We start from the raw sequence: 13,579 nt of genomic DNA on the forward strand, positions 1-13,579 counted from the left end.
TAACCAGACGCTGACCGAGAGCTTCGGCTACACCGTCATCGACGCCGACGGCAGCCAGAGCACCGCCACCCTGACGGTGACCATCAACGGCGCCACCGACGCGCCGCCGACCGTGGACATCGCGGACAACGCCCCGGGCGTCGACGGCGCCGAGCAGCGCGTCAGCGAGGCCAGCGGCGCCACCGTCACTGGCACCGCCACGGTGGGCGCCGAGGCCGGCATCGCCGGCGTGACCGTCAACGACCAGGACATCACCGGCGCGACCGCCGCCAATCCGATCGAGATCGTCGGCAATGAAGGCACGCTGACCATCACCGGCTACGACGCTAGCACCGGCACCCTCAGCTACGCCTACACCGAAGACGGCGACGCCGAGGACCATCGTGGCGGCGAGATTCTCGATCGCTTCGCGCTCCAGGTCACCGACCTGGCCGGCGAGACCGCCCAGGACAGCCTGGACATCCGCATCGACGACACCGCCCCACGTGCCCGTAATGATGCTGCGACAACCGAGGAAGACACCTCGGTCACGTACAACGTCCTGAGCAATGATGATCAAGGGGCAGACGGGGCCACCTTGACGTCGGCTAGCCTGGCGTCGGGGTATGCCGGGGCAGGGACGGTAAGCATCGATCCGGACACCGGTGAAGTGACCTTTACGCCGACCTCCGGGTTTGAGGGCAATGTCGTTATCGATTACACCATCACCGATGCCGATGGCGACACTAGCGATGCCAAGCTGCGTGTGACCGTGAACGAAGATTCCCAGCCCGTGCTGTCGTCGCTCGAGGGAAGCGATGGTGTGGTCGATGAGGCCGGTCTGGTGGGAGGAAGTCGCCAGGGTGACGGCTCCACCATTACCAGTGGCACCTTCACGGCAGTGGTTGGTGGCGATGGCCCGGGTAGCCTGACCATTGGCGGCGTGAACGCCGATGCGGGCGGCGTCTTCCAGGGTGACTACGGTACTCTCGTCGTGGTCCCCAATGGTGATGGGGAATATGGCTGGATCTATACCCTCACTGACAACTCCACCGAGCATACCAGCCAAGGTGCCGGCATCGACGGCGTTCAGGACGTCTTCGACATTCGGCTGGTCGATAGTGAGGGAGATGCGACCACCGGCGCGCTGAATATCGATATCATCGACGATGTGCCGCGGGTCGGATCACCCACCGGGCAGGTTTCGGTCGCCGTCAGTGAGCAGAGCATTGGGGATCTCAATGCGCAATGGGAAAATATGGACACCACGGGAGGCCGGTACAGTGTCGACCAATACCAGAATAATGACGGTGTGTACCTTCGCTGGGGCAGTTACTGGGGAGCGCGTTCCGGATATGACTTTGAGTATGCCGATGGCGTGACAAGCAATACAGGTGTGACAACTGATTCCCTTTTCTCCCTGGGGACGTTGACCCACAATAATTTTCCGATTTCCGGCAGCTCCGATATCCTTGAAAGTATCGATATGGTGGTGGCATTCACCGTCGATATTGATGGTGTGTCACAGACCGTCGAAACGACCATTGGCTTGAAACATACGGAGACGGGTAGCGGCTATTATGAAGGGCAATACTACAGTAATGCTCCTGACAAGATAGAGATCACGAATGCCACCCAGCAGCAGACGATTACCGTGGGTGATCGCGAGTTCGTGCTCAGTATCGAGGGCTTCCAGGATGCGGGAGGTGAGCTAGTAGATACCGTCAGGACGTTCGAGAACGGCTCCACCTCCTTCGATCTCTACGCCAAGATCTCGTCCACCGATGACCTGCCGACCTCGTCCGGCACCATCGCCGACGATATCGAAGGTTGGGGAGCGGATGACCTGGCCTCCGGCGACAGCCTGGTCTGGCAGGGCGATATCCAGAACGGTGTCATCCAGGGCGATTACGGGACGCTTACGGTGGCCGCCGATGGCAGCTATACCTATGAGCTCGGACGGGAAGCGCGTGATGACATGGAGGTCGGTGAAACGCTGACCGAGTCGTTCGCCTACACTCTGACCGATGGGGATGGAGATAAAGTTCAGGGCAATCTGGAAATCACCCTGAATGGTCAAGAGAACAATGTGCAGATGGATGTTCAAGCGGCATCCGCCCGGAGTCTTGGGTTGCTCAACTTCGATGAGATCAGCCTGGCGCCGGAAGGCGAAGCGTCGACGGTGGATGTGCCCGGGTCCGGGAATGCTCGTGACAAGGGCGAGGGAAAGGGTAAGGGTAAGGAGAACGCCAAAGGGCGCGGCGGCAAAGAGTCTGTCGATGACGATGATGGACAAGCCCTGTTGGCCGAGGATCTGCTGACCGATGACCAGGACGACCTCTTCGTGAATGATGAGCCGACACCGGTGTCGCAGCCGTCCGACGTGAAGGACAATGACCAGCAGGGACCCGCCGTGGGGCCAAGCCATGACGACAAGGTGTTCGACATTCCGCACAATCCGATCGACTGAGGGAGTGTTGCCCGGATGAGGAATCGCGAGGCTGTGCTGCAATATCGAGGGAGGTGGGGGCAAGGCGATGTATGTGAAACGTGATGGGGAAGGAGAGATCCTGCTGGTCAGCCGTGAACTGACCTCGCAGTGCGACGAGTATCTCGCCGCCGATTCCCGTGAGCTGCTGGATTTCATGTTCGAACAAGAGTCGCGCAACGACCTGGCGCATTTTCAGGCGTCCGACCTGGCATTCGTGCGGGTGCTGGAGGACGTTATTGAGCTGCTGATGGAAAAGGGCGTGATCCGGTTCACCGAGCTGCCGGAGGCGGCACAGCAGAAGGTCATGGAGCGTCAGTCGATGCGACATCGTCTCAATGGCCTGCACCTCGTGGCGGACAAGGACGAGGACGACGGCGTGATATGACGGCCGTTGCCTGCCCGCCATGCCTGCGCCAACCGCCGACCCCAGGGTCGGCGGTTGACGTTGACGGCTATTGTTCCGGCATCTCGCCGTAGCGCACGCCCGGGCCGGTTACGCCGTCCAGGCCAAGCTCGAAGAGGGCGCGCGTCTCGTCCTCGGACTCGACGCCCTCGGCGATGGCGAGCATGCCCAGCGAGTGGCACAGCGTGGCCATGCCGCGCAGGATGGTCTGCTGGTTGTGGGCGTCCTGTATCCCCTGGACCAGGCTGCTGTCGATCTTCAGGTAGGCCAGGCCCAGGTCATGCAGATCGGCGATGCGGGTAAACTCGGCTCCCACGTGTTCCAGCCCTAGCTTGCAGCCAAGCGGGCGCAGCTCCCGACACAGGCTGCGGAAGCCGTCCAGTTCGCGAATGGCCTGGTTGCCCGGCAATTCGAGCCATAACAGATGGGCGACCTCCGGCCGCGCATTGAGTCGGGACCTCAGCTCCAGCACGAAGCGAACATCCCGAATCGAGGCCGCCGAAAGGTTGATACCCACGGCCCGTCGGTGCTGGGCGATATCCTGCAGGGCGGCGTCCACCACGGCGAGGTCCAGCGTCGCCTCGAGGCCCAGGCGCGAGATCCAGGGAATGAAGACCCCGGCCGGCTGCCACTGTTGCTGAAGGCGCAGGCGGGAAGGGCACTCGAAGTGCAGGAGCTTGCCCTGCTGGTCCAGTACCGGGTAGTGCGCCAGGTAGACGCCTTCCTGGATGGCATCGCGCAGCGCCGCTCGCCATTCGGCATGGCTGGTGAACAGGCTCCTGGGCCGATTGTCGTCGACGATGGCGAGACGGTGATGCGCGTGGGTTTCGGCCATGGAAAGCGTGCCATCGAGTTCCGCCAGCAGGGTGCTGCGCCGGTCGCCTTGCGCGTAGTGGCTGATCGCGCCTGGTAGCGAGAGGGAATTCCCTCGCTTCTCGGCCAGTGCCTCGAGGCGTTGGTGTATCTCCCGGTGCGCAAAGTCCATGTCGTGCAGGCCGGGCAGCAGCAGCGCAAAGTCGCGGCCGTTGAGCCGCCCGGTCAGGCCGCTGCCATGCACCTGGACCAGCTGCTCGAGCGACCCGGCGAGTTCTCGCAGCAGCACGTTCGCCTCGTCATGGCCGAGTTGCTCATTGAGCTGTTCCAGGCGCTCGACCCGTATCAATGCCAGGCAGCCGCTGGCCCGGAAGTCCTGGCTCTCCAGGTGGATCTGGAGCTGAGCCAGGAAGGCCTCGCGGTTCAGTGCCCCGGTGACCGGATCGTGCTGCAGGCGACGACGCAGCGAGTCGAGCTGCCGGCTCTCGCGGCTGAGCATCCCGCCCACGTCACCGGCCAAGCGGTTCATGGCCTCGACCACCTCGCCCAGTTCCCGAGTGCGCGGCACCTCGGAGGTGGAGAAACGACGCATGCCGATATCCTTGGCCTGTTCGACCACGCGATGGAGCGGCCGGCGGATGCCGCGTATCAGCCACCAGCCCAGCAGCAGGCTGACCAGGCCGGCCAGCATGAACCATCCCGTCAGTTTTCCGGTGCTCTGCCACAGCGAGCGATAGGCGTAGCTGTGCTGGCTCTCGATGGTCAGGGTGCCGAACTGCTGCCAGCCGTCCTGTACCACCGCGACGCCGGGGGCCACCTGGAAATCGACCAGTTCGACGAACCAGTTCGGCACGTCGCCGATCGCCTCATCGGCCCGGCGTGACTCGATGATCTCGCCATCCGGGGTGCGCAGCTCGATGCGACGGTAGTAGCCGGTGTCGAACTGGGCGGCGATCAGCAACTCCAGGGTGACGGCGTCCTTGGGCATCTGCGTCATGGTCAATGCCAGCGCATTGGCATTGTCGGCATTCTTGATGCGCACTTCCTGCTCGATATAGGCACGACTCGTCGATACGCCGATGAACAGGCTGGCCCCGAAGGACAGCAGCACGAGGCCCACGATGATCAGCCAGAGCTGCTTGATGAGTGACATGCATTATCCTCCTTGGATGAAACCCTGTCGTCGCATGCGGTCGATGGCGCTTCGCCAGCGCGAGAGACGCGCGACGGGGTCGGCGCGCGAGCGGCTGGAGCCGCCGGCCCAGAGGCCGCTGCCGTTGAAACTGAACAAGGGGTCGAGGTCGGTACGCTGCCCGGCGGGGGTGATCGTCGGCAGCAGGTTGTCCAGTACCAGGGGCTCGGCACCCGGAGAGGGGTAATAACCCAGCACCATATGGGCCTGGGTGATGCTGCTGCGCCCGATGCGTGCCTTGACGTAGATCAGGCGCAGCATGGCCTCGGGGACCTCGAGCTCGCGCAGGGAGACGTACTTGGCGATGGTGAAATCCTCGCAGTCTCCCGCGCCTCTGCCCAGGGTCTCCAGCGGCGTGGCCCAGTAGTCGTCCCGCTGCCAGATCTCGATGTCGTCAAGCCAGCGCACCCGGCGATTGAAGAAATCGTTGACGTCCCGCAGCTGGATGTCGCGGGAGGCGCCGCGCAGGCGGTCGAGCAGGGCCAGCCACTCCTCGAGGACCGGCAGACCGTCGGCGCCGAATTCGCGGCGCATGCTGTCACGCAGGCGCGCGCGATCCAGGCGGGCCTCGAGCTCGAGCGAATGCAGGCCCAGCGCACCGGCGGTCAGCAGGCCGCCGAGTGCGATCAGGCAGCGGCGCCGATCGGGTGAGGCCGGATGTGAGCGGGAATGGCCGGGCATGCCGTCCTGTCTATTCTATGAATGAGCATTCGCTAAAGCTTAGGTGGCAGAGAAGGCTAATGCGAGAGGGCAGGACGCTCACCCGCGTCCCGGGCCTTGCCAGAGCCGCAACCTGCCGAGCCAGTCGAGGTCATGAGCGGCCTTGCGCAGCTCCGCGGCCGCCGTGTCGAGGTCCATGCCGTTGGGCATGTCGTGGAGGAAGAGCGCCACGTCGATCCTGTCCTCCAGATAGTGGAGATCCAGATCGACCCGGGCATGCCAGCTCGGCAGGCCCCCCCAGGCGGCATCGAGCAGCGTCTCCACGTCATCGCGCAGCGGCAGGCCGGGACGCCGGCTGTGGGCGGTCTGGCCCTCGTCGTCCTCGGGGTCGATATGGAAGGTGACATCGGACAGGTTGGGCATGACCTCGCGCAGCCGGCGGCTGACGGCATTGCCGATCTCGTGCGCCTCGGAGACGGTGACCCGGGGCGGGACCACGACATGCAGATCGAGCAGCACGTCGCCGGCGACCCGGCGGGTGCGAAGCTCGTGAACGCCGCGGACCCCTGGCACCCTTTCCGCGGTGGCCTTCAGCAGGGCCTGGTCGTCTTCCGGCAGGGCGGTGTCGATGAGCTCCTGGCCGGATTCCCAGAGCAGCCGTCCACCCACCTGGCCGACCATGACGCCCACCACGACGGCGGCCGCGGCGTCCATCCAGCCGACGCCGAACTGGGCGGCCAGCAGGCCGACCAGCACCACCAGGGTGGAGAGGGCATCGGATCGAGAGTGCCAGGCGTTGGCCTCCAGCAGGCGCGAGCCGATGCGACGTGCCACTTTCAGGGTGTAGTGGTAGATACCTTCCTTGGCGAGCAGGGCGATCACGGCGATGGCAATGGCCCAGCCGCCGGGAGCGGGGGCGGATTCGCCGGCGAACAGGCGACCGAGGCTCGCCCAGGCGATGGCACCGGCGACGAAGATCAACACGCCGCCGAGCCACAGGGTGGCCAGGGTCTCGATGCGGCCATGGCCGTAGGGGTGATCCCGGTCCGGGGCCTGGCGGCCGAAATGGGTGGCCGCCACCACGAAGACATCGGTCACGATATCCGAGAAGGAATGGATGCCATCGGCGACCAGGGCCGCCGAGCCCACCAGGCTGCCGGCCACGAGCTTGGCCAGGCCGACCAGGAAATCCACCGCGGCCCCGATCAGCGTGGCCTTGTGCGCTTCCCGCGTCTGGGTGGCTCGCTCCGTCATCCTCGTTCCTCCCGGCCTCTCCGTCGGATCACACTACCTCGACGGACCGCAACGTCACCTCGGCGACAGCCTTACCCTGCTCGGCGCTTGATGCTGTTCACACCTCACCCCTGGCCCTTTTGACATTCCGCACCGGATTGGCGTACTGGGCCAGCCACCAGTCCTTCAGCTCGGCCGGCACCTCGGCGAGGCGCGCCTGGAAGCGAGCCCGATCGGCGTCGGTGACTTCGCTCATGTCGAGCAGCTCGGGCGCGTCGCCGAGGGCCTCGAGGGCCAGGTAATGGCTGGGAAACAGGTGATAGCCGCCGAGGACCTGGCGGTCGATTTCCGCCGCCACCGCTTCGGGGGTGTCGAAGTCCGCCGTCAAGGGCGTGCCGAAGCGCAGATGCACGCGGCCCTTCTGGCCGGTGATGCCGGCGACGATGGAGCGTATATCCTCGAACTCGCTCTTGTGGTAGCCACCGCGGGTATGGGTCTCGTAAAGCTCACGGGCCTTCTGGACATCGCAGGGATCGTACTCGTAGCTGATCGATACCGGCACCAGGCGCAGTTCGGCGATCGCCTCGCCGATGCCGGCGCCACGGTCCTCGGTGCGACGCGCCATGGTCAGCATCTTGAGGATCGCCGGGTCGGTGCCGTCGAGGCCGTCCTTGGCCCGGCCCTCGCGCTGGGCCATCCAGATCGAGTGGTTGTCGACGGTGATCGAGTGGCGGATATAGGCGGAGAGCTTCTGATAGGCGGCCAGCATGGCCCGCTTGCCGCGAGCGCTGCGGGGCACGATGAAGCTCTTGTTGAGCCGCATCAGGTCGGTGACGTAGGGCTTCTTCAGCAGGTTGTCGCCGATGGCGATGCGCACGGTGTCGCGCTGGGCCAGGTAGAGCGCATAGTTGACGAAGGCCGGATCCAGCGAGATGTCGCGGTGGTTGCCGATGAACAGATAGGCGGTGTCGGGAGCGAGCCGCTCCAGGCCATCGACGCGGAAATCGCTGGTCGAGTTGCGCAGCATCCGCTGCATGTAGCTGGCGATTCGCGCCTGGAAGTCGCGGACGGTGGTGACATCGCGCACCTCGCGGCGTACCGCGGCGCTGGCGATGGCGCGAGACAGCCGCGGCATCCATTTGGCCAGGCGGGGCAGGCGGAATCGGGTCAGGGCGTCCAGCAGTTCCGGATCCTTGGCCAGCCGGGCCAGTACCTCGGCCACCTCGTGGTCGTGATAGGGGCGGATCTCGGCCCAGGGATCGGGAGCGTGTTGATCGTGCTTGGTGGTCATGAGCGCGGGGCCGTGTCGGTCAGGCGGTGGGGGTAGCCTGGCCGGCCTGGGCTTCGCCGCCCAGCCAGGCCAGCAGGCGCTCGACGGCCGCGGCCAGCGCCTGGGTCATCAGCAGGAAATCGGTCTCCAGGCGCACCACGGCGTCGTCGCCGTCGTCGGCCTGGGAGGCCTCGTCGATCAAGGCATCGTCGAAGCGCAGCGACTTCACCGCCAGGTCGTCGTGAAGCATGAAGGTCAGGCTGCCTTCCAGGCCGAGGGCCAGCTTGCTGGCCTGGCGGTCGCCCTCGAGCAACTGCTGGATCTCGTCGCTGTCGAGATCGACCTGGCGGGCGCGCAGCACGCCGTCGTCGCCCTTGGCCTTGAGCTCGACCTGATCGCCGAGCACCAGGTCCGCCGGCCGGGTGCCGGGATCGCCGAGCCAGGCGGTCATGGCCCGCATCGGCAGGGTCTGGCTGGCCAGCGGGGTGACCTTGAGGCTGCCCAGGGTCTCACGGAGCAGGTCGAGGAGTTCCTCGGCACGCTTGCGGCTGCTGGCATTGACGGCGATCAGCGAGCGGCGAGTGTCCCACCACAGGTCGACCTTCTGGCTGCGCACGAAGGCGCGCGGCAGCAGCTCCTCGTAGACCTGTTCCTTGAGGGTCAGCTTCTCCTGGCGGCGCAGCTTGCGGCCCTCCTGGGTCTCGATGGCGTCGACGCGCTCCTCCAGCTCCTCCTTGACCACGGCGGCCGGCAGCAGTCGCTCTTGACGCAGGGCGGTGATCAGGCGTTGGCCCTGCAGTTCGTGCAGCAGCTGGGTACCGGCGCGGCCAGCAGGCGCGCACCAGCCTAACCGGCGCGCCTCACTGCCGCCCAGCGGACGGAACGCCTGCTGGCCCAGGGCCTCCTCGAGGCGGGCGGTATCCAGCGCGGGCGCGTCGTGCAGGCGATAGAGATGCAAGTGCTTGAACCACATGAATGAAGCGTTCTCTGGGCGAAAAGGAGGCACATTATGGCGAATGGGCGCCGGGGGTGCCAGCGTCCGCGGGAGCTGGGTATTCAAACTGTTGTTTGAATACCGGCTCGGGGCCCGACTAGAATCGAGGCCTCTGCCATTTCCTTCGCTCAGGAGTCTTACCATGGATGCCCGACTCTCCACCGTCTCGCTGCGCGTGCGCGGCTATCACCTGGACGGCTACGGCCATGTCAACAACGCTCGCTACCTGGAGTTTCTCGAGGAGGGGCGCTGGAGCTACTTCGACGAGCGCCCGGCGCTGGCCGAGGTGATCCAGGCCGGCGAGGTCGCCTTCGTCGCCGTCAATCTCAATATCGACTACCGGCGGGCGGCGGTGGCCGGCGACGACCTCGAGGTGGTCACCGGCCTCGCCGAGCTCGGCAGCCGTAGCGCGCGCATGCACCAGGACATCCGTCGGGCCCGCGACGGCAAGGCGGTCGCCAGCGCCGACATCACCTTCGTGTTGCTCGATGTGGCCGCCAACAAGGCGGTGTCCATCGACGGCGCCCTTCGCGAGGCCATGGCGCCGCTGGTCGTTCAGGAGGCCGTCGGCGCCTAGGCGCCATCGGTCGTCCCTTATCGCTGCTTTGCGGCGTCCACGGTGGTATGATGTGGGGCTGATATGGCGCGTCCCCTCACGGCCAGGCGACGCGCCAACCTCTTGCAGTGCAAAGGATTCGACGACCCATGGGTGACATCGCCAGAGAGATTCTGCCAGTCAACATCGAGGACGAGCTCAAGCAGTCGTACCTCGATTACGCGATGAGCGTGATCATCGGCCGTGCGCTGCCCGACGTGCGCGATGGCTTGAAGCCGGTCCACCGGCGCGTGCTCTACGCCATGCACGAGCTGAACAACGACTGGAACAAGCCGTACAAGAAGTCGGCGCGTGTCGTCGGCGATGTCATCGGTAAGTACCATCCCCACGGCGACAGCGCCGTCTACGACACCATCGTGCGCATGGCCCAGGATTTCTCCATGCGCCACGTGCTGGTCGACGGCCAGGGCAACTTCGGTTCCATCGACGGCGACAACGCTGCCGCCATGCGTTACACCGAGGTGCGCATGGCCCGGCTCGCCCACGAGCTGATGGCCGACCTGGAGAAGGACACCGTCGACTGGGTCGACAACTACGACGGCACCGAGCGCATTCCCGACGTGCTGCCCACCAAGGTGCCCAACCTGCTGGTCAACGGTTCCTCGGGCATCGCCGTGGGCATGGCCACCAATATCCCGCCCCACAACATGGTGGAGGTGATCGACGGCTGCCTGGCGCTGATCGACGACTACACCCTGTCCGTCGACGACCTGATGGAGTACATCCCCGGACCGGATTTCCCCACCGGCGGCATCATCAACGGCCGGGCGGGCATCCTCGAGGCCTATCGCACCGGTCGCGGACGCATCTACGTGCGTGCCAAGCACACCATCGAGCACGACGACAAGACCGGTCGCGATCACATCATCGTCACCGAGCTGCCGTACCAGGTGAACAAGGCCCGGTTGATCGAGAAGATCGCCGAGCTGGTCAAGGACAAGCGCATCGACGGCATCGCCGAGCTGCGCGATGAATCCGACAAGGACGGCCTGCGGGTGGTGATCGAGGTCAAGCGCGGCGAGTCCGGCGAGGTGGTGGTCAACAACCTCTTCGCCCAGACCCAGCTGCAGAACGTCTTCGGCATCAACATGGTGGCCCTGGAGAGCGGCGAGCCGCGCACCCTCAACCTCAAGGAGGTGCTCGAGGCCTTCATCCGTCACCGCCGCGAGGTGGTGACCCGGCGTACCCTCTACGAGCTCAAGAAGGCTCGCGAGCGCGGTCATATCCTCGAGGGTCTGACCGTGGCCATCTCCAACATCGACGAGGTTATCGAGCTGATCAAGGCCTCGCCGAACGCGTCCGAGGCCAAGGAGAAGTTGCTCGGCCGCAGCTGGTCGCCCGGCCAGGTCACCGACATGCTCGAGCGCGCCGGGGCTCACTCCTGCAAGCCGGAGGACCTGGAGGAAGGCTTCGGTCTCAGCCAGGACGCGAGCCAGTACCGCCTGTCGCCGGCCCAGGCCCAGGCCATCCTCGAGCTGCGACTGCATCGCCTCACCGGGCTCGAGACCGAGAAGTTGCTCGACGAATATCTGAGCATCCTCGAGAAGATCGCCGAGCTCACCGAGATCCTGGCCAGCGCCGATCGCCTGCTGGAGGTGATCCGCGAGGAGCTCACCGCGGTGCGCGACCAGTTCGGCGACGTGCGGCGCACCGAGATCCAGGCCAGCCATCTCGACCTGTCCATCGAGGACCTGATCGCCGAGGAGGACATGGTGGTCACCGTGTCCCGATCCGGCTACGCCAAGACCCAGCCGCTGTCCGACTATCAGGCCCAGCGCCGTGGCGGGCGGGGCAAGTCGGCCACCTCGATGAAGGACGAGGACGTCATCGAGCACCTGCTGGTGGCCTCGACCCATGACACCGTGCTGCTGTTCTCCAACCGCGGCAAGGTCTACTGGCTCAAGGTCTACGAGATGCCGGCCGCCAGCCGCGGCTCGCGGGGCAAACCGCTGGTCAACCTGCTGCCGCTGGACGAGGGCGAGTCGATCAACGCCATCCTGCCGGTGCACGACTACGACCCGGACAGCTTCATCTTCTTCGCCACCGCCAAGGGCACGGTCAAGCGCACCAGCCTCGACCAGTTCTCCCGGCCGCGCAGCGTGGGCCTGATCGCCATCGAACTGGAGGAGGGCGACCGCCTGGTCGGGGCGGCCATCACCAGCGGCGACGATCACGCCATGCTGCTGTCGTCCAACGGCAAGGCGATCCGCTTCGAGGAGCGCGACGTGCGGGCCATGGGGCGCACCGCCCGCGGCGTGCGCGGCATGAAGCTGCTCGACGGCGCCGAGGTGATCAGCCTGATCATTCCCCAGAGCCAGCGGATCGATGCCGAGGACGGCGATGGCACCGACGAGGACGCCGAACCGGCCAATGGCAACGGCGGCCAGATCACCATCCTCACCGCCAGCGAGAACGGCTACGGCAAGCGTTCCCGCCTCGAGGAATTCCCGCTGCGCGGTCGCGGTGGCCAGGGCGTGATCGCCATGCAGACCAGCGAGCGCAACGGCGCCCTGGTGGCGGCCATGCAGGTCTATGGCGCCGACGAGATGATGCTGATCACCGATCGCGGCACCCTGGTGCGCACCCGGGTCGACGAGGTGTCCATCTCGTCGCGCAACACTCAGGGCGTGATGCTGATCCGCCTGGGCGAAGCGGAGTCGCTGGTCAAGACGGTGCGCATCGACGAGCCCGATGACGAGGCGGCCCCTGCCGAGGACGACGAGAGCAGCCCCGACGAGGCGCCCGATGCCGAGGCCGGCAGCCAGCCGCCCGCGGTGGACGACGAATAACGCCAGAACGGAACGACGACGCTGATGACACGCCACTTCAATTTCTGCGCCGGTCCGGCCGCGCTGCCCGAGGCGGTGTTGGCCCGGGCCCGTGACGAGTTGCTGGACTACCGGGGGCGCGGCCTCTCGGTGATGGAGATGAGCCACCGCGCCCCGGAATACGTGGCCATCGCCGAGCAGGCCGAGCGCGACCTGCGCGAGCTGCTGGCCGTCCCCGACCACTACCGGGTGCTCTTCACCCAGGGTGGGGCCTCCCTGCAGTTCGCCGCCGTGCCCTACAACCTGCTGGGCCGTGGGGGCAGTGCCAACTTCCTCCACACTGGGATCTGGGGCAAGAAGGCCATCGCCGAGGCCCGCCACCTGTTCGGCACCGCCCCGATCGTCGCCTCCAGCGAGGCGAACGGCCATGTGGCGGTGCCCCGTCCGGGCGACATCGCCCTGACCGATGACGCCGCCTACCTGCACTACACCGCCAACGAGACCATCGGCGGCCTGGCGTTCGACTATGTTCCCGAGGCCGTCCGTCCCGATGGCGTCGAGGTGCCGCTGGTGTGCGACATGTCGTCGAGCATCCTCTCCGAGCCGCTGGACGTCTCGCGGTTCGGGATCATTTACGCCGGGGCCCAGAAGAACATCGGGCCGGCCGGGCTCACCGTGGTGATCGTGCGCGACGACCTGCTGGATCGCGCCTGTGCCGAGATGCCGAGTCTCATGGGCTACCAGGCGCTGGCCGAGGCTGGCTCCATGGTCAATACGCCGGCGACCTACAGCTGGTATCTGGCCGGGCTGGTGTTCGACTGGCTCAAGAACGACATCGGCGGGCTGGCCGCCATGGATGCCATCAACACACGCAAGGCCGGCAAGCTCTATGCCGCCATCGACGACAGCGGCCTCTATTCGAACCCGATCGCACCGCGCAATCGCTCGCGGATGAACGTGCCCTTCGTGCTCGCCGACGAGCGCCTCGACAAGCCCTTCCTGGCGGAAGCGGAGGAGGCCGGGCTGCTCAACCTCAAGGGCCACCGCAGCGTCGGCGGCATGCGCGCTAGCCTCTACAACGCCGTGCCCGAAGTGGCGGTGGATGCGCTGGTCGACTTCATGGGCGATTTCGAGCGGCGCAAGGGTTGACGTATGAGTGA

At 65.8% G+C, this 13,579-nt stretch carries 10 protein-coding genes; 5 read left to right on the forward strand and 5 right to left on the reverse strand.

Annotation, left to right across the window (positions count from 1 at the left end; all coding sequences use genetic code 11):
- On the forward strand, positions 1 to 2,449 hold a 2,449-nt coding region (locus ACXAFN_RS15730), incomplete at its 5' end, for an Ig-like domain-containing protein (RefSeq protein WP_474990178.1).
- Between the two features lie 67 nt (positions 2,450 to 2,516).
- Entirely contained in the window at positions 2,517 to 2,855 is a 339-nt protein-coding gene (locus ACXAFN_RS15735; RefSeq protein ID WP_474990180.1) for a tryptophan synthase subunit beta like protein, read from the forward strand.
- 67 nt (positions 2,856 to 2,922) lie between these two features.
- Here ACXAFN_RS15735 and ACXAFN_RS15740 read toward each other — a convergent pair whose 3' ends face one another.
- From ACXAFN_RS15740 to ACXAFN_RS15760, 5 genes are all read right to left on the reverse strand, one after another.
- On the reverse strand, positions 2,923 to 4,839 hold the full coding sequence (locus ACXAFN_RS15740) for an EAL domain-containing protein (protein WP_474990182.1): 1,917 nt from the start codon (positions 4,837 to 4,839) through the stop codon (positions 2,923 to 2,925).
- Positions 4,840 to 4,842: 3 nt separating this feature from the next.
- Entirely contained in the window at positions 4,843 to 5,559 is a 717-nt protein-coding gene (locus ACXAFN_RS15745) for a transglutaminase-like cysteine peptidase (RefSeq protein ID WP_474990184.1), read from the reverse strand.
- 78 nt (positions 5,560 to 5,637) lie between these two features.
- Positions 5,638 to 6,792 (reverse strand): cation diffusion facilitator family transporter, encoded by a 1,155-nt coding sequence (locus ACXAFN_RS15750; RefSeq protein WP_474990186.1) that lies wholly within the window; start codon positions 6,790 to 6,792, stop codon positions 5,638 to 5,640.
- 97 nt (positions 6,793 to 6,889) lie between these two features.
- Positions 6,890 to 8,062: a 1-acyl-sn-glycerol-3-phosphate acyltransferase gene (locus tag ACXAFN_RS15755; RefSeq protein ID WP_474990188.1), complete on the reverse strand. Its 1,173-nt coding sequence runs from the start codon at positions 8,060 to 8,062 to the stop codon at positions 6,890 to 6,892.
- Between the two features lie 19 nt (positions 8,063 to 8,081).
- A complete protein-coding gene (locus ACXAFN_RS15760; RefSeq protein WP_474990189.1) occupies positions 8,082 to 9,014 on the reverse strand; it encodes a recombination-associated protein RdgC in 933 nt (310 codons plus the stop codon).
- Between the two features lie 163 nt (positions 9,015 to 9,177).
- Between ACXAFN_RS15760 and ACXAFN_RS15765 the strand changes: the two genes are divergently transcribed.
- The 3 genes from ACXAFN_RS15765 to serC all read left to right on the forward strand — a co-directional run bounded on the left by ACXAFN_RS15765 (position 9,178) and on the right by serC (position 13,568).
- On the forward strand, positions 9,178 to 9,612 hold the full coding sequence (locus ACXAFN_RS15765; RefSeq protein WP_474990191.1) for an acyl-CoA thioesterase: 435 nt from the start codon (positions 9,178 to 9,180) through the stop codon (positions 9,610 to 9,612).
- 128 nt (positions 9,613 to 9,740) lie between these two features.
- The gene (gyrA, locus tag ACXAFN_RS15770; RefSeq protein ID WP_474990193.1) at positions 9,741 to 12,440 is read left to right on the forward strand and encodes a DNA gyrase subunit A; all 2,700 of its coding nucleotides are present in this window, start codon (positions 9,741 to 9,743) and stop codon (positions 12,438 to 12,440) included.
- A 24-nt stretch (positions 12,441 to 12,464) separates the two neighbouring features.
- Positions 12,465 to 13,568 (forward strand): 3-phosphoserine/phosphohydroxythreonine transaminase, encoded by a 1,104-nt coding sequence (gene serC, locus ACXAFN_RS15775; RefSeq protein ID WP_474990195.1) that lies wholly within the window; start codon positions 12,465 to 12,467, stop codon positions 13,566 to 13,568.
- Positions 13,569 to 13,579 lie beyond the last annotated feature (11 nt).

This window comes from Halomonas sp. ABH4_019, assembly GCF_056159885.1.